This window comes from Duganella violaceipulchra (assembly GCF_019166075.1).
Taxonomy (GTDB): Bacteria; Pseudomonadota; Gammaproteobacteria; order Burkholderiales; family Burkholderiaceae_D; genus Rugamonas; species Rugamonas violaceipulchra.
Genome location: NZ_JAHTGR010000005.1, coordinates 340,480 through 355,011 on the forward strand (window position 1 = coordinate 340,480; position 14,532 = coordinate 355,011).

Annotated in this window: 18 protein-coding genes; 8 read left to right on the plus strand and 10 right to left on the minus strand. The window is 63.1% G+C overall.

Annotated features, from left to right (window positions below):
* Positions 1 to 25: 25 nt before the first annotated feature.
* Positions 26 to 979: a GlxA family transcriptional regulator gene (locus tag KVP70_RS12345; protein ID WP_217942512.1), complete on the minus strand. Its 954-nt coding sequence runs from the start codon at positions 977 to 979 to the stop codon at positions 26 to 28.
* Positions 980 to 986: 7 nt separating this feature from the next.
* Positions 987 to 1,901, minus strand: coding sequence for a DMT family transporter (locus KVP70_RS12350; protein WP_217942513.1), 915 nt, complete (start codon positions 1,899 to 1,901; stop codon positions 987 to 989).
* Between the two features lie 80 nt (positions 1,902 to 1,981).
* Between KVP70_RS12350 and KVP70_RS12355 the strand changes: the two genes are divergently transcribed.
* From KVP70_RS12355 to KVP70_RS12380, 6 genes are all read left to right on the plus strand, one after another.
* Positions 1,982 to 2,455, plus strand: a complete 474-nt coding sequence (locus KVP70_RS12355) for a MarR family winged helix-turn-helix transcriptional regulator (protein ID WP_217942514.1) — start codon at positions 1,982 to 1,984, stop codon at positions 2,453 to 2,455.
* Complete coding sequence (locus KVP70_RS12360; RefSeq protein ID WP_020700711.1) at positions 2,452 to 2,733, plus strand: hypothetical protein; 282 nt, start codon at positions 2,452 to 2,454, stop codon at positions 2,731 to 2,733. The genes KVP70_RS12355 and KVP70_RS12360 overlap by 4 nt, the downstream gene beginning before the upstream one ends.
* A gap of 207 nt (positions 2,734 to 2,940) precedes the next feature.
* Positions 2,941 to 3,432 (plus strand): Hcp family type VI secretion system effector, encoded by a 492-nt coding sequence (locus KVP70_RS12365; protein WP_020700710.1) that lies wholly within the window; start codon positions 2,941 to 2,943, stop codon positions 3,430 to 3,432.
* Positions 3,433 to 3,442: 10 nt separating this feature from the next.
* Positions 3,443 to 3,904 (plus strand): penicillin-insensitive murein endopeptidase, encoded by a 462-nt coding sequence (locus KVP70_RS12370; protein ID WP_217942515.1) that lies wholly within the window; start codon positions 3,443 to 3,445, stop codon positions 3,902 to 3,904.
* 17 nt (positions 3,905 to 3,921) lie between these two features.
* Complete coding sequence (locus KVP70_RS12375) at positions 3,922 to 4,305, plus strand: hypothetical protein (protein WP_229224763.1); 384 nt, start codon at positions 3,922 to 3,924, stop codon at positions 4,303 to 4,305.
* An 89-nt stretch (positions 4,306 to 4,394) separates the two neighbouring features.
* Positions 4,395 to 5,231, plus strand: coding sequence for an HDOD domain-containing protein (locus KVP70_RS12380; RefSeq protein ID WP_217942516.1), 837 nt, complete (start codon positions 4,395 to 4,397; stop codon positions 5,229 to 5,231).
* Between the two features lie 199 nt (positions 5,232 to 5,430).
* Here KVP70_RS12380 and KVP70_RS12385 read toward each other — a convergent pair whose 3' ends face one another.
* From KVP70_RS12385 to eat, 6 genes are read right to left on the minus strand one after another with little or no spacing between them, the layout of a single operon-like run.
* The gene (locus KVP70_RS12385; protein WP_217942517.1) at positions 5,431 to 6,048 is read right to left on the minus strand and encodes a glutathione S-transferase family protein; all 618 of its coding nucleotides are present in this window, start codon (positions 6,046 to 6,048) and stop codon (positions 5,431 to 5,433) included.
* Positions 6,049 to 6,108: 60 nt separating this feature from the next.
* On the minus strand, positions 6,109 to 6,804 hold the full coding sequence (locus tag KVP70_RS12390) for a helix-turn-helix transcriptional regulator (protein ID WP_217942518.1): 696 nt from the start codon (positions 6,802 to 6,804) through the stop codon (positions 6,109 to 6,111).
* Positions 6,805 to 6,848: 44 nt separating this feature from the next.
* Positions 6,849 to 7,694 (minus strand): ethanolamine ammonia-lyase subunit EutC, encoded by an 846-nt coding sequence (gene eutC, locus KVP70_RS12395; protein WP_217942519.1) that lies wholly within the window; start codon positions 7,692 to 7,694, stop codon positions 6,849 to 6,851.
* Positions 7,695 to 7,705: 11 nt separating this feature from the next.
* Positions 7,706 to 9,097, minus strand: coding sequence for an ethanolamine ammonia-lyase subunit EutB (locus KVP70_RS12400; protein WP_217942520.1), 1,392 nt, complete (start codon positions 9,095 to 9,097; stop codon positions 7,706 to 7,708).
* A 26-nt stretch (positions 9,098 to 9,123) separates the two neighbouring features.
* Complete coding sequence (locus tag KVP70_RS12405) at positions 9,124 to 9,945, minus strand: TorF family putative porin (RefSeq protein ID WP_217942521.1); 822 nt, start codon at positions 9,943 to 9,945, stop codon at positions 9,124 to 9,126.
* A gap of 23 nt (positions 9,946 to 9,968) precedes the next feature.
* Positions 9,969 to 11,348: an ethanolamine permease gene (gene eat, locus KVP70_RS12410; RefSeq protein WP_217942522.1), complete on the minus strand. Its 1,380-nt coding sequence runs from the start codon at positions 11,346 to 11,348 to the stop codon at positions 9,969 to 9,971.
* 206 nt (positions 11,349 to 11,554) lie between these two features.
* Here eat and KVP70_RS12415 point away from each other — a divergent pair, with 206 nt between their 5' ends.
* Entirely contained in the window at positions 11,555 to 12,472 is a 918-nt protein-coding gene (locus tag KVP70_RS12415; protein ID WP_229224764.1) for a helix-turn-helix domain-containing protein, read from the plus strand.
* Here the strand turns inward: KVP70_RS12415 and KVP70_RS12420 are convergent.
* Positions 12,465 to 12,998: a chromate transporter gene (locus tag KVP70_RS12420; protein ID WP_217942524.1), complete on the minus strand. Its 534-nt coding sequence runs from the start codon at positions 12,996 to 12,998 to the stop codon at positions 12,465 to 12,467. The two genes, KVP70_RS12415 and KVP70_RS12420, sit on opposite strands and share 8 nt — an antisense overlap.
* Positions 12,995 to 13,549, minus strand: a complete 555-nt coding sequence (locus KVP70_RS12425) for a chromate transporter (RefSeq protein ID WP_217942525.1) — start codon at positions 13,547 to 13,549, stop codon at positions 12,995 to 12,997. Before KVP70_RS12425 ends, KVP70_RS12420 begins: the two co-directional genes overlap by 4 nt.
* Positions 13,550 to 13,641: 92 nt before the next feature.
* On the opposite strand from KVP70_RS12425, the gene KVP70_RS12430 reads away from it, so the two are divergent.
* Entirely contained in the window at positions 13,642 to 14,529 is an 888-nt protein-coding gene (locus KVP70_RS12430; RefSeq protein WP_217942526.1) for a LysR family transcriptional regulator, read from the plus strand.
* Positions 14,530 to 14,532: the final 3 nt, after the last annotated feature.

The window sequence follows — 14,532 nt, forward strand, 5'->3', positions numbered from 1 at the left end:
CGCCATGGCCATTTTGAACCAGCCTCTATGGCAGGAGCTTGCGCTGGCGCTCCTCGCGCGGGGTGTTGCCGAACAGGGCGCCGAAGGCGGTCGAGAAGTGCGAACCGGACGAGAAGCCGCACATCAGCCCGACCTGCACGATGGAATGATTGGTTTCCAACAGTAGCTGGCGGGCGCGTTGCAGGCGCAGCTCCAGGTAGTAGCGCGACGGCAGGCTGCCCAGGTATTGCTTGAACAAGCGCTCCAGCTGGCGGCGCGACAGGCCGACCAGGTTGGCGATGTCGTCGGTGGACAGCGGTTCCTCGATATTGGTTTCCATCAGCGTCACCGCCTCGGACAAGCGCGGCTGCAAGGCGCCGAAGCGCGCCTGCAGGGCGACCCGCTGGCGCTCCTCGTGGCCGCGCACGCGCTCGATGCACAGGCTTTCCTTGATGCCGGCCTGCACCGTGGCGCCGAACAAATGCTCGATCAGGGTCAGCGAGAAGTCGATGCTGGCGGCGCCGCCGCAGCAGCTCAGGTGGCGGCCGTCCAGCTCGAACAGGTGAGGCGTCAGGATGGCGCGTTCGGAAATGCCCTCGGTGTCGGCATACAGCGCCCACGGCAGCGCGATGCGCACGCCCGCCATCAGCCCGGCGCTGGCCAGCCACAGCACGCCGGCGCCGACACCGCCCCAGTACTCGGCCGAGCGGCAGCGTTCGATGACGGCGCGGCTCAACTCGGGCGCCATCGGCGACTGGCCCTCGTCCGCCACCAACAAAGCAAGGTGTGGATTGTGAGGCGGCCAGCCCGGTTGCGCCAGCACCACCTGTGCCGGCGTCATGGTTTCCAGATGCAGCACGTCGCGGCCGAGCGCGGTGGCGGCCAGGCGCAGCGGCTGCACCAGGCCGGCCCAGGTGAGCGCGTCGGCCTCGCCCGCGTTCACCAGCAACATGCGCAGCGGCCGCTGTTGCGTAACGCGGGACAGATTATCGAAAGACATAAGACACCTACTCCGGAGCCAGCGCGGCGGCGGGCCGCTCGGTGCTCCACTGGCTGACGATCATGCCGGATATCAGCAGCGCAGCGCCCAGCAAGCCATTCCAGGCCAGCGTCTCTCCCAGCCAGAAATACGCGAAGATCGCCGCGCAACCCGGCTCGAAGGCGTAGATCACGGCCGCCTCGTTGGCACTGCTGTGGCTCTGGCCCCAGGTTTGCAGCGAAATAATGGCCGCCGTGGCGACCACGCCCAGGTAGACCAGGTTCAGGCCGTACATCTGCAAGCCCTTCCAGATGTAGCTGACGTAGTCCGGCAGATCCTGGCTGCGCTCGGCAAAGCCCAGCGGCACTTCGCGGATCAGCAGCCAGGCGGCGGCGCACACGGCCACCGTCAGGATCTGCGAGGCGGTCAGCACCATCAGCTTCTCGACCTTGCGGGTGGTGGTTTCCATCAACTTGACGTAGATGCCGAAGAACAGCGCGCACTGCAGCGCCAGCGTATCGCCGCGGCCCCAGGTAAAGCTGCCCTCCCAGCACAAGGCGAACAAGCCGGCCAGCGCCAGCACCAGCGCGACGACGATGCGGCGCTCCAGGCGCGCGCCCAGCAGCACGCCCAGCAGCGGCGGCACCAGCACGTTCAGGCCGGTGACGAAGGCGTTGCGGTTGGAGCTGGTCAGCGCCAGCCCCTCGATCTGGAACACATAGCACAGGAACAACACCCCACCGGCGATGATGCCCCAGCGGATATCGTTCCATTTGGCGCGCCACATAAACGGCGCCAACAGCAGGCCGGCCAGCGCGAAGCGGCACAGCACGATCCAGCTGGCCGACAGGTAGCCGGTCATGTCCTTCATCGCGGGGAAAGTCGTGCCCCACACCAGGGTCACGATGAGCAAAGCGGCAATGCCGCGCAAGTGTTGAGGCATGGTTTTTTTATTATGAATGTGCGTCCGCCATTATAGTACCGGCCAAGATTGCCGGTGTGAACCGGCTATAATCATGGTCTATGGGTGAACGATTTTTGAAAAGCATCCGGCTGCTGGCCGATTGCTTACAGAGCTATGAACGGCTCTCTGGCCAGTACGTGCGCCAGAGCGGCTTGACGCACGCCCAGTTCGATATCATCGCCACGCTGGGCAATACGCCCGGCATGTCCTATAAAGAATTGGGCGACAAGACGCTGATCACCAAGGGTACGCTGACCGGCGTGATCGAGCGCTTGGAACAAAAAGGGTTGGTGGAGCGTCAGCGCAACGACTGCGACAAGCGTTCCTTCTTTATCCGGCTGACGGCGGAGGGCGAGCAGGTGTTCTGCAAGGTCTTCCCGAAAGTCATCAAGGAGAGCGGAAAAGTGTTCGCGCACTACAGCGAAGACGATTTCGCCGCCCTTGAAAAAACCCTGAGCGATCTTAAAACTGTCATCATGGCCGGCCATACCGAATGCCCGTCCACCTGCGACTCAACCAAGGAAATCATTTGAAAACGACACTGCTCGAAGGCAAAAAGCCTGCCAAGTTCGACAAACACATCATCGGCAACCTGCTGCTGAACCAGTCCACCCCTGACGAAGTGCGCCAGGAAAAGCTGATCATCGGCGTGCGCAACGAAGACGGCGAAATCTACCGCCTGATCGGCGCGACCAAGCACAACAGCTTCATGAACGCCATCGAAGAACTGTTCGACCTGGGCCTGACCGACGAACTGCAAGACACCGACGCCACCCAGGACGGCTGCGACGCTATTTTCAGCGAGCAATAGAAACCTGTCCGACGGAAATTCCGCGAAGTTAAATCGCGCCATTACCATAAGGCCCCAGTATCCATATCAAGCGTATGGGTACTGGACTTTACCTTTAAATCTACGAACTGCACACAAAGACGCGCCGTTTGACCGGCCCCAAGGCCGCCCCCAACAGGACGCGCAACAATGCCCTCTGGTATTCCATAAATCAATTCTGGAGCTATCATGGCAATCGACGTATATCTGCAAATCGACGGCATCAAAGGCGAATCGGCCGACTCTGCGCACCCTGGCTGGATCGAACTTACATCTGCCCAATGGGGCGTAAAACAACCCAAAAGCGCTACGGCGTCAACCGCTGGCGGCCACACGGCAGAAAGATGCGAACATCAAAGCATCGCTATCACCAAGCTTGTGGACCTGTCCTCACCGCTTTTGATGCAAACCTGTTCCGCAGGTAAGACGATCCCGAAAGCACGGCTCGAATTCATGCGGGCAGATGGGCAGGGCGAGCGCGTGAAGTACTACGAAGTCGAGCTTGAAAACGTTCTGATCGGCAATATCAGCCAAGTGGTACATGAAGGCGATGTATTACACGACGCCATCGGTTTGAAATTCTCAAAGGTAAAGTGGAAATATAGCCAACAGAAAATCGGCGGCGGTGCCGGCGGCAACACCTCTGGCGGATGGGACCTCTCGACCAACCGGATCGCGTAAGGGGGTTATCATGCTCGAAGTCCAACCCAAGGATGCACGCGCCTACTTCATTCTTCCTCAAGCCCCCGAGGAAGCCGGGTATTACGTCTACGGCACACCGGGTGGGGGTGCCGCTCAATTTGCACATCCTCGAATGATGACCCTGATCCTTGCCGTCGAGCGGGAGTGGGCAACAATCGACGACCGCAAATTCGGGGTGGGCAACATCAGCATCGCCAATGGCGTGAAATTCGATCATGCATCGCATTTAAAAGGACTAGAAGTGGATATTCGTCCTATGAGAAAAGACGGGCACCACGCTCCAGTGACCTATCACGACGATGCATATGACCTCGACGCGACCGAAACGCTGATAAACATTTTTCACGCCTATGCATGTGGCAAGTTGAAGATATTTTTCAACGACAGCAGGATATCTGCCGTGTCGCCGCTAAGGAAACATGACAATCACTTCCACGTCCAATTTGGCTAATTTGCAGAGGAGGACGCATGAAAAAGCACCTTGCACTTCTTGCAGTGACATCCATCTTATCTTTGCTGGCATATGCAGGCACCCAGAAGCCGTGGGACGGCACATACACATCGTACAAGATGTCCTACCTGACCTACTCGAACGACCTGGATGAAAAACAACCGCCCACGCGAACTGATCGCAAGATGGCATTCATGGTCGAGGGACTCATGGCGAAAGAAATGTTCGAATCCATCGGCCCCGACTTAAAAGAGACTTGCGGCGCGTCGTCCCACTTACGGATCAGGGAAAAGGGCGACGTGGAGTGTACTTACGACAAGGACACGCCATCTGCCCCCTACACATGCCGCTTCGGTCTCAATCTCTCAACCGGCAAGAGCATCCCCGGCTCAACTTGCTAACCGTCATACCACTAAGCCCCGTCCAGGCAGACGAAAAGTATTTTCACGAAAAGTGCTATGCGGCAATTTTCGAGAGTATAATTTTTTTGATGGACAGACTCGACGCCTTCAAGACTATTGCCGCTCAGGCGAGCCGGGGGGAGCTGTCGTTCCCGGCCAACGTCAACGCCTCGCTGCGCCTGCAGCAGGCGCTGAGCGATCCCGATTGCCACGTCGAGGCGGCAGCCAAGCTCATCCAGGCGGACCCGTTGCTGGCGGCGCGCAGCGTCGCCATCGCCAACTCGGTGGCCTACAACCGTTCCGGCACTGAAATCTCCAGCGTGCGCGCGGCCGTGCAGCGGCTCGGCGTGCGCACCCTGCAATCGCTGGTGGCGGCGCTGATCGTGCGCCAGATCGGCAGCCAGGTCACCGATCCCGCCCTGCTGGCCAAGATCAATCAATTGTGGGAGCACACGGCCCACGTGGCGGCCCTGTCGCAGGTGATCGCGCGCCGCGTCACGCACGTCGATCCGGACACGGCGCTGTTTGCCGGCATCATGCACGAGGTGGCGGGTTTCTACATGCTGTCCTGCGCCGGCGATTTCCCGGAGGTGATGGACGGCGAGCCGGAAGACTGGGTCGAGCACGGCGAAGTGGAAATAGGCCGCGGCGTGATGACCAAGCTGGACGTGCCGGACGGCGTCTACCGGGCGATCGAATCGATGTGGGTGGGCCTGCGCGCGCTGCCGCCGGAAACCCTGGGCGATACGCTGCTGCTGGCCAATGATTTGTCGCCGGTGCATTCGCCGCTGTACCAGCGGCCGGGCGCGACCACGCTGCAAGGCGCGCGCACCATCGACTTCGTGGTCGGCGAAGGCACGCTGCACGCCATCATGAGCGAATCGGCGCTGGAAGTGCAGTCGCTGTACGCCGTATTGATGCTTTAACCCGCACTGCGGCCGCAGGGGTCTGACCCCGTCCGGGGTCAGACCCCGCCTCGGTTCGGGGTTCGCAGCATAAAAAAAAGCCCGCTGGGGAGCGGGCAAAGTCCAAAACTAGGGATCTCCTCCAGAGGAGACAAGTCCAGAATACGCTCTCCGCCCCGCCCGCTCTGTGCGCCAGTTCACATATGGACACAAGTTTCTGTCACCACACCGGTTCCGTTTGCCTCCACGCGTCCAGCTGCTGAATGCGGCCCAACCACGCCATCATCTTCGGATATTGAGTGACCGGCAACTTGGCTTGCTCGGCATACATCAACGGCGCGGCCAGCGCGAAATCCGCCAGGCTCAGCTTCTCGCCCACCACCCAGTCGCGCCCCGCCAGATGCTGCTCCAGCACGGCGCCAAATCTCGCCACCAACCGCGCGCCCCGGTCCAGCTCCGCCTGGTCGGGAAGGCCGTTGCCGGTGATGCCCTTCCAGATGTTTTCCCAGACGATGATGGCCAGCGCCGGCGAGAAATGCTGGCACGCCCACAACAACCAGCGGTTGATGTCGGCCCGCACCACGACATTGTCCGGGTAGAGCGTCTGGCCGTGCGTGCGGTCGGCCAGGTATTGCATGATGGCGCAGGATTCCCACAGGATGAAGTCGCTATCCTGCAGCACCGGCACCATCGAATTGGGATTGAGTGTCTCCAGGCGGCGCCGGTCTTCCGGGCTCATCAAGTTCACTTCAGTCACCTCCAGCGGCGTACCCATGTGCAGGGCCGCCAGCATGACGCGGCGCGAGTTCGACGAAGCGGGGTGGTGGTATAAGCGCATGGCAGTCTCCGATGAATGAGTTGAGGACTTCATCGTACGACCGGTCCGCGACAGTTTTTGTCAGGAGTCTTCGCGCAGGTTGTGTTGCTGGCGCCATGTCTTGAGCAAGTCGCTGCGGCGGGCCGGATAGCGCACGCCCAGCGACTCCACCTGCTCGATGCGGTCGATGCGGAAATGGCGGAACGCCATGCGCAGCTCGCACCACGCGGCAAGCAAGCGCTTACCCTCCATGAAAGCCAGCGCGAACGGCCACACCACCCGCTCCGACGGCTTGCCGTGCTCGTCCTGGTAGGCCATGCGCAAGCGGTGCTGGTAGCGGATCGCCTCGCGCACCGGGCGCACGTGGACGTCGCTGGCGGTGTCCTGGTCCTGGTACAGCGGCACCCACAGGCTGGTCTCGGCCATGTCGTCGCGCAGGTCCTTGGGCGAGGCGGCGGCGATCTTGGCCAGCGCATTGCTGGCGGCGGCGGCCAGCGCCTCGTCACCCTGCCTGCGCACCCAGCGCGCGCCCAGCACCAGCGCCTCCAACTCGTCGGCGCCGAACATCAGCGGCGGCAGGAAGAAACCGGCCTTGAGCATGTAGCCGACCCCGGCCTCGCCTTCCAGCGGCGCGCCCAGGCCCGACAGCGTCTGGATGTCGCGGTAGATGGTGCGCTCGGATACGCCCAGCTGCTCGGCCAAGCGGGCGGCGGTGACGGGACGGCGGTAGCCGCGCATCGCGTCCATCAACAGGAAAAGTCGGCCGGTACGGCTCATTGTCGCTCTCTCGCAAGTCGGTCGGCGGGACGTCCGCCTGCCGACTAATCGAGGTCGAGCAGGAAGTTGCGCTGCGGCGCGTCCAGCAGGGTATTGTCGGTGGCTGTCTCGTCCTTCAGCGCGACGCCGGACAACTGTCGTTGGCGCGATTCGGACAGCAGGTAGTGAAGCTTGAAGGCTGCATCATTGTAGGTCAAACCAGCCGGACGCACATTTGAGATGCAATTGCGGGCGGCGTCGGTCAGGCCGGTGCGCGGCGCCCAGGTCAGGTACAGGCCCATGCTGTCGGGCGAGCTGAGGCCGGGGCGTTCGCCGACCAGCACCACCACCGCGCGCGCGCCCAGCAACTCGCCCACCTCGTCGCCCACCGCCACCCGCCCCTGCCGGACGATGGACAGCGGCGCCAGCGACCACGATTCGGCGGCCAGGCGCGCCATCAGCACGTTCAGGAAGGGCAAGGCGTTCTGCTCGATGGCCAGCGCCGACAAGCCGTCGGCGATGACGAAGGCCAGGTCGTAGCCGGCCGCATCACGTGGACGTTCGAGCAGCGCCTGGCGCGAGGCTTCGTCCAGACGCCGGCCCAGGTCGGGGCGCTGCAGATAGATGTCGCGGCTGGCGGCCGCGCTGTGCAGCGACAGGCAAGGCAAGCCGCTGGCAACTTGCAAGGCATTGCCCAACGCAGCGTGCTCCAAAGCCAGATGCACCGCGTCCCGCGCGCGCGCATGCGCGAGCTGGAACTCCAGTTGCGGCGCGGTCGGCTGGCTGACGCCGCTGCGTCCCAGCGCGATGCGGGCCGCCGTGAAGCGCCGCAGCGAGCCCCACGGATTGCTGGTCACCACGCCATCGTCGCCAACGGGGCTGGCCGGCAGCAGGTGCTCGTCGTCGTTCATTCTGGTTCCCATCAGTTCAGGCTGGCCAGCGCTCGCTGGAAGGAAGCCGGCAGCGCTGTGCCCAGTGTAACGTAATCGTCGCGGGTGAAGATTTCCATCTCCTTCAGCCAGGACTCGAATTCCGGCGCCGGCTTCAGGCCCAGCACACGGCGCGCATACAGCGCATCGTGGAAGGACGTGGTCTGGTAGTTGAGCATGATGTCGTCCGAGCCGGGGATGCCCATGACGAAGGTGCAGCCGGCCGTGCCCAGCAGGGTCAGCAGGATGTCCATGTCGTTCTGGTCGGCCTCGGCGTGGTTGGTGTAGCAGACGTCGCAGCCCATCGGCAGGCCCAGCAGCTTGGCGCAGAAGTGGTCCTCCAGCCCCGCGCGCACGATCTGCTTGCCGTCGTACAGGTACTCGGGACCGATGAAGCCGACCACCGAATTGACCAGCAGCGGCTGGAACTTGCGCGCCACCGCGTAGGCGCGCGTCTCGCAGGTCTGCTGGTCGACGCCGTGATGGGCGTTGGCCGACAGCGCGCTACCCTGCCCCGTCTCGAAATACATCACGTTGTTGCCCACCGTGCCGCGCTGCAGCGACAGCGCCGCCTGTTGCGCCTCCGCCAGCAGGGCCAGGTTGATGCCGAAGCTGGCGTTGGCCGCCTCGGTGCCGGCGATCGACTGGAACACCAGATCGATCGGCGCGCCGCGCTCGATGGCTGCGATGGTGTTGGTCACGTGGGTCAGCACGCACGACTGCGTGGGGATGCCATAGCGGTCGATGATCTCGTCGAGCATGGTGACGATCTTGATCACCTGCGGCACGTTGTCGGTGGCCGGGTTGATGCCGATCACCGCGTCGCCGCTGCCGTACAGCAGGCCGTCCAGCACGCTGGCGGCGATGCCGGTGGCGTCGTCGGTCGGATGGTTCGGTTGCAAGCGTGTCGACATGCAACCCGCCAGGCCGATGGTGTTGCGGAAGCGGGTGACGACGCGGCATTTCTTCGCCACCAGGATCAGGTCCTGGATGCGCATGATCTTGGAGACGGCCGCCGCCATCTCCGGCGTGATGCCGGGTGCGACGGCGGCCAGCACAGCTTCATCGGCGGCGTCGCCCAGCAGCCAGTTGCGGAAGTCGCCCACGGTCAGGTGGGCGATGCGGGCGAAAGCGACGCGGTCGTGATCGTCGATGATCAGCCGCGTCACCTCGTCCTGCTCATACGGCACCACCATCTGGTTCAGGAACAGCGACAGCGGCAGTTCGGCCAGCGCCATCTGCGCCGCCACCCGCTCCTCGGCGCTGGCCGCCGCCAGCCCCGCCAGGTAGTCGCCGGATCGCGCCGGCGTCGCCTTCGCCATCAAGTCCTTCAGGTCGCGGAACTGATATGTCCTGCTGCCTACCGTATGTGCAAAGCTGCTCATTGCCGTCTCCCGATACTGCCGGTGGTCTAGAAGTTACGCGAAGCCGTTACGACCAGGCGCTTTTGTGCCACGTTCTTGCCGCTGCCGTCGGCGTTGAAGAAGGTCCACAAGGGCGTGCCGTTCTTGCTGGCGTCGCCGCTGTTGTAGGTGCCCGCCGCCGTGAACGCCCAAACGTCGATCGTCTTGGTCACACCCGCCTTGACGTCGAAGAAATTGAAATCGCTCATATTGCGCACTTGCTGGCGGCCCGCGTGCAGGTTCAGCACCAGGCCCGGCATCAGTTCGGGATTCCAGTTCACCTCGGCGTAGGCGGTGCCGCGCGTGTTGGCCAGCTTGCCGCTGTCCGGCTGCACCGCGAAACCGAACCAGTACTCGCTCAACGCCACCCAGGCGTAGGCATTGAAAGCGCCAACGTTCACACCCAGCTTGGCCTCCTGCGTATGGTACTTGATGTCCTTGCCGCCCGCCGCATAGTGCGCACCGGGATACCAGTAGGTCACCAGGCCGGCGTCGATATTGCTGTCCGCGCTGAGCGGATAACGGTAGCCGCCGTAGACATCGATCTCCGAACCGCTGCCGTTGTTATAGGCCGCGTGCGAAACGCCGGAGCCGAACAGGCCGAGGTAGAAGCCGCTGACATGGGTGAAGTCCAGCGTGGCTTGCGCCGTCGGCTTGGCCTGCGTCTGCGAGATGCCGCGGAAAATATAGTCGGACACCAGCGTCACGTTGCCGGTGTTGGTCCAGTCGGGCGCGGGCGCAGCTGGTGCGGCGTCAGCAGCCAGCGCGCTGCCTGCCGCGCAGGCCAGACATCCGGCCGCGGCCAGCAGGGAGAAAAGAGTTTTGGACATGAGTAGTGCTCCGTTGATGTGAGTTAGACAGCGTCGAACGCCGCGTGCTGTTGACGATTGCCCTTGGTGGCCAGGAAGAAGGCATAACCGACCGCCATGAAGCCGACGAACACGCCAAAGATCAGCAGGTTGTAATAGATCATCGTCACCAGGCAGATCAGCGCACCGATCAGCGCAATCGACGGGAACAGCGGATAGAACGGTGCACGGAAAGGACGGACCATGTTCGGCTCCATGCGGCGCAGCTTGAACAGGCTGAGCATGCTGAGGATGTACATGGTGATGGCGCCGAAGACCGACATGGTGACGATGTTGGCGGTCAGGGTCTGGCCGCCGATCTTGATCAGCTCGTCGCTATAGATGGCAGCGATGCCGATCACGCCGCCCGCAAGGATGGCGCGGTGCGGCGTCTTGAAGCGTGGGTGGATCTTGGCGAAGTAATGCGGCACGTAAGCCTCGCGGGCCAAGGCAAAGATCTGGCGCGAATAGCCGAGGATGATGCCGTGGAAGGAAGCGATCAATCCGAACAGGCCCAGCCACACCAGCATGTGCAGCCAGTTGCTGTGCTCGCCAACGATGATCTTCATCGCCTGCGGCAGCGGATCGTTGATGTTGGCCAGCTTGGTCCAGTCACCCGCGCCGCCGGCGAACACCATCACGCCGATCGCCAGCAGCACCAGCGTAATGATGCCGGCGATGTAGGCGATGGGGATCGAGCGTTTCGGGTCCTTGGCTTCCTCGGCCGCCATGGCCACGCCCTCAATCGCCAGGAAGAACCAGATCGCAAACGGAATCGCCGCGAACATGCCGGGGACCGACGCGATACTGAAGCTGTCCTGCCCCGACCAGCCGCCCTTGACGAAGTTCGCCACCGAGAAGCCCGGCGACACCACGCCCATAAACACCAGCAATTCAAAGATGGCCAGCAGCGTCATCAGCAACTCGAAAGTCGCCGCCACCTGCACCCCGACAATGTTCAAAGTCATGAACACGACATAGGCGCCGACCGCCGCCGTCTTCGGATCGACGGTGGGGAACTGCACATTCAGATACGCGCCGATCGCCAGCGCAATCGCCGGCGGTGCGAACACGAACTCGATCAGGGTGGCCGCGCCGGCCAGGTAGCCGCCGGTCGGACCGAAGGCGCGCTTGCTGTAGGCGAACGGGCCGCCCGCATGCGGGATCGAGGTGGTCAGCTCGGTGAAGCTGAAGATGAAGGTGGTGTACATCGCCGCGATGAACAGCGCCGTGATGGTGAAGCCCAGCGTCCCCGCCGAGGCCCAGCCATAGCTCCAGCCGAAGTACTCGCCCGAGATCACCAGGCCTACCGCGATGCCCCACAACTGGAAGGTGCCTAGCGACTGTTGCAGCGCCGGTTGCCCGGCTGCCTGTTTTGCATTCATGTGATTCTCCCTAAGGTAAAGCGCGTCTGGTATGGAAGTTGCAGCAGAATCGAGTATAGGAGCGAGCCAAATGCCAGCGTTATCGAAAATCGGCAAACTTGCGAGGGGCTGGCGTCGACGGGAAGAAATAACAACAGTGGGAGAAAAATAATATGCACCAGACTGCGACAGAGTTGTTACACAGTGCGCCAGATTTGCGCACTGTGATGGCGCACGACGCCGACGAACTGGCCAGCAAGCTCACCAACTGGCAACAAAGCTACGACCAGATCAGCGCCGGCCTGTTCCACGGCGCGCTGACCGAACTGCGCCTGCCGCAGCTGCAAGTATTCCGCGAAAGCCTGAGCCAGTCGGTGCGCCAGTCCTGCCGCGTGTGGCCGGACGCCATCTGGTTCGGCCTGCCCGACCACGGCGCCAGCACCCGCATCAACGGCCGCCAGACCGAGGCAAACCGGATTATGGTGCAGCCCGGCAACGTTGAGTTCGAACTGGTAACGCCAAGCGCCTACAGCATCTTCGGCATCGTCGCCAGCCGCGAATTGCTGGTCGAGACGGCGCGGCGCTACGGCTGCCAGATCGACTGGCAGCGGGTGCAGTCGGCCGAACTGTTGCAGGTCGATGCGCAGGCCCAGGCCAAATGCCTGCGCATCCTGTCGCAGCTGCTGCCGGCCGAGGGCGACAGCGCGGCCGAAGGCGCGGCGCAGTGGCAGGAGCTGGTGTTGTCCACCCTGCTCGACATGCTGGACCACAGCTGCGTAGAACCGGCGCTGGCGGCCAGCCTGCAACGGCGCCGCCACGTGGTCTCGCTGGCGCGCGAGTACATCATGGCGCACCGCAGCGAATCGATTACCGTGCCGGAGCTGTGCGAACGGGTGCACGTGAGCCGCCGCACGCTGCAATACTGCTTCGAGGACGTGCTGGGCATGAGCCCCATGCTGTACCTGCGCATGGTGCGCCTGAACGGCGTGCGGCGGCAGCTGCAGGACGGCGGCGCCATCGGCGACGTGGCCGGCTCCTGGGGCCTGAGTAACTTCAGCCAGTTTTCCAGCGACTACCGCAAGCTGTTCGGCCACTGCCCGTCGGCGTCGCTGCGGTCGCGCTCAACGCAGCAATCCCTCAGATAAGCCCCAGCGTGCCGGCCAGCGCGCCGGCCGCGATCAGCAGCACCGGATTGATCTTGGTCCGCAGCAGTATCAACGCGGCCAGCACCGTCAGCACATCGGCATGCCAGCTGACGTTGGAGATGCGGGTGAACAGCCATGCGGTGGCGGCCAGGAAGCCTATCGATATCGGCGCGAAGGCATCGCCCAGCGCCTGCGTCAATCGACCGCCGGCATGGCATGCCTGCAAGCGCATCGCGCCCAGTGTCAGCAGCGTCGACGGCCCCAGCACCGCCAGCGTGGTGAAGATGGCGCCCGCCCAGCCGCCGATCAGCCAGCCCACCAGCGAAACAAACAGCAGGTTGGGACCGGGCGCCGCCTGCGCTATCGCATACGCGGCCGAGAACTGCTCGTTGTTCAGCCACTGCTTGCCTTCGACCACGTAGTGCCCGACCTGCGGCCCCAGCAGCACCACGCCGCCGCCCACCGCCATCAAAGACATCACCGCGATGTGCAGCGATAGTTCGACTACCGGAGATTGCTCGTTCATTTTTTCTCTCCCACCAGGTAAGTCGCACCGGTGCCCAACGGCGCCAGCAAGCAGAACACCAGCGCCAGCTGCCATTGCAGCAGACCCAGTCCGATAAAGGCCAACACCAGCAAGGCCGCCTGCAACTGCGTGCGGTGTTCGCGCCAGTCGGCCTTGGCGAACATGGACTTCGCCATCTTGACGGCTGTGGCGAGGATCAGCCCCGCCGCCACCGCCGCCATGCCGCGTATCGCGTGGCGGAACATCTCGATCTCGCCGAAGCGTTGGTACACCATGCCCAAGGCGATGACCACCAGGAACGGGCCGGCGACCATGCCGGCCAGCGCCGCCAGCGCGCCGCCCGTGCCGGCGTAGCGGTTGCCCACCATCAGCGCGACGTTGCAGATCGTTGGGCCGGGCAGCATCTGGCTGGTGGCGAGATACTTCGCGAACTCCTCGGCCGTGAGCCACTTGTGCTGCTCGACCAGGGCGCGATAGGCAAACGGCATCACGCCGCCAAAGCCCATCAGCGCCAGCTTGGAGAACACCAGGAAAATTGTTGATAGCGGCATGACCATCTCCTTCGGTTTCAATGAGGCGGATTTTCCGCCTCCCTAAAATATTAGTACAATGAATTTATTTAGACCATTCATTCATTTTTCTGATGAAAATAGACATACTCGGCGTGCAGGCTTTTGTCGCGATTGCGGACTTTGGCGGATTCCAGAAAGCGGCGGAGACGCTGCACGTCACACAGACCGCCGTCACGCAACGGCTGCGCAACCTGGAGGACTTCCTGGGCGTGAAGCTGGTCGAGCGCACCACGCGTTCGATCGCGCTGACCAGCATCGGCAAGGACTTCCTGCCGCAGGCGCGGCGCTTGCTGCAAGAGCTGTCGTCCACGCTGAACGAGATCCGCGATACCGGCAAGGCGCAGCGCGGCGATGTGGCGATCGCCTGCGTGCCGACGGTGGGCATACAGTATCTGCCGCAGATCATCCAGGAATACTCCGCGCGCTTTCCCGAGAACCGCATCAAGATCCTCGACCACGCTTCGTCGCGCGTGGCGGAGGCGGTGCAGCGCAGGGAAGCGGAGTTCGGCATCGGCCTGGGTGGCGGCATGCATCCCGACCTGGTGTCGGTGCCGCTGATGGAGGATCACTTCGTGCTGGTGTGCCGCGACGATCACCCGCTGGCCAAACGGCGTTCGCTGACATGGTCGCAGATCCAGCCCTACCCGCTGATCTTCTCGGGCGACGTCAACGGCAACCGCGCGCTGCTCGACAGCTACCTGGGTAGCAAGAGCGCGGAGCTGAACCTGCACTTCCAGTACGACGTGCAACGCAGCGCGACGGCGGTGGGCCTGGTGGCTTCGGGCATCGCCGCCGCCATCGTGCCCAACCTGGCGATCATCAAGGGCAGCTATCCGCGCCTGCGCGCCATCAAGCTGAAGGAGCCGACCATCTCGCGCCAGCTTGTGCTCATCACCCGCAAGGCCGGCCATCTGTCACCCGCCGCGCAAGCGCTGTACGACATGATCAAGCCAAAATAAGTA

What these genes read in the sequence shown, in the direction of transcription:
- KVP70_RS12345 (WP_217942512.1), bottom strand. Translation starts at nt 979, where the DNA reads ATGTCTTTCGATAATCTGTCCCGCGTTACGCAACAGCGGCCGCTGCGC.
- KVP70_RS12350 (WP_217942513.1), bottom strand. Translation starts at nt 1,901, where the DNA reads ATGCCTCAACACTTGCGCGGCATTGCCGCTTTGCTCATCGTGACCCTG.
- KVP70_RS12355 (WP_217942514.1), top strand. Translation starts at nt 1,982, where the DNA reads ATGGGTGAACGATTTTTGAAAAGCATCCGGCTGCTGGCCGATTGCTTA.
- KVP70_RS12365 (WP_020700710.1), top strand. Translation starts at nt 2,941, where the DNA reads ATGGCAATCGACGTATATCTGCAAATCGACGGCATCAAAGGCGAATCG.
- KVP70_RS12370 (WP_217942515.1), top strand. Translation starts at nt 3,443, where the DNA reads ATGCTCGAAGTCCAACCCAAGGATGCACGCGCCTACTTCATTCTTCCT.
- KVP70_RS12375 (WP_229224763.1), top strand. Translation starts at nt 3,922, where the DNA reads ATGAAAAAGCACCTTGCACTTCTTGCAGTGACATCCATCTTATCTTTG.
- KVP70_RS12380 (WP_217942516.1), top strand. Translation starts at nt 4,395, where the DNA reads ATGGACAGACTCGACGCCTTCAAGACTATTGCCGCTCAGGCGAGCCGG.
- KVP70_RS12385 (WP_217942517.1), bottom strand. Translation starts at nt 6,048, where the DNA reads ATGCGCTTATACCACCACCCCGCTTCGTCGAACTCGCGCCGCGTCATG.
- KVP70_RS12390 (WP_217942518.1), bottom strand. Translation starts at nt 6,804, where the DNA reads ATGAGCCGTACCGGCCGACTTTTCCTGTTGATGGACGCGATGCGCGGC.
- eutC (WP_217942519.1), bottom strand. Translation starts at nt 7,694, where the DNA reads ATGAACGACGACGAGCACCTGCTGCCGGCCAGCCCCGTTGGCGACGAT.
- KVP70_RS12400 (WP_217942520.1), bottom strand. Translation starts at nt 9,097, where the DNA reads ATGAGCAGCTTTGCACATACGGTAGGCAGCAGGACATATCAGTTCCGC.
- KVP70_RS12405 (WP_217942521.1), bottom strand. Translation starts at nt 9,945, where the DNA reads ATGTCCAAAACTCTTTTCTCCCTGCTGGCCGCGGCCGGATGTCTGGCC.
- eat (WP_217942522.1), bottom strand. Translation starts at nt 11,348, where the DNA reads ATGAATGCAAAACAGGCAGCCGGGCAACCGGCGCTGCAACAGTCGCTA.
- KVP70_RS12415 (WP_229224764.1), top strand. Translation starts at nt 11,555, where the DNA reads ATGGCGCACGACGCCGACGAACTGGCCAGCAAGCTCACCAACTGGCAA.
- KVP70_RS12420 (WP_217942524.1), bottom strand. Translation starts at nt 12,998, where the DNA reads ATGAACGAGCAATCTCCGGTAGTCGAACTATCGCTGCACATCGCGGTG.
- KVP70_RS12425 (WP_217942525.1), bottom strand. Translation starts at nt 13,549, where the DNA reads ATGCCGCTATCAACAATTTTCCTGGTGTTCTCCAAGCTGGCGCTGATG.
- KVP70_RS12430 (WP_217942526.1), top strand. Translation starts at nt 13,642, where the DNA reads ATGAAAATAGACATACTCGGCGTGCAGGCTTTTGTCGCGATTGCGGAC.